A 203-nucleotide genomic window follows, 5' to 3' on the forward strand; every position below is an offset into this window, starting at 1 on the left:
TGGCTCACCTTGCAGTCTCAGGAACACTTCATCGAGATGGCAGGTTGAGCCCGGCTTGCCGCGCACGGCTTTCACCCGGCGCGCGAATTGTGCTCCAAACCGGTCGCACCAGTTGCGGATCAACTCATAGGTCACGTCCACGCCACGTTCGAGCAGCAACTCCTCAATGTCCCGCAGGCTCAGGTTGAAGCGGTGGTACCAAT

At 59.6% G+C, this 203-nt stretch carries 1 pseudogene; it reads right to left on the reverse strand.

The features are described from left to right. Positions 1 to 203, reverse strand: a pseudogene (locus P0D80_RS51870) (IS6 family transposase); the annotation flags it as partial.

Source organism: Paraburkholderia sp. RL17-373-BIF-A, from assembly GCF_046030175.1.
Classification (GTDB): Bacteria; Pseudomonadota; Gammaproteobacteria; order Burkholderiales; family Burkholderiaceae; genus Paraburkholderia.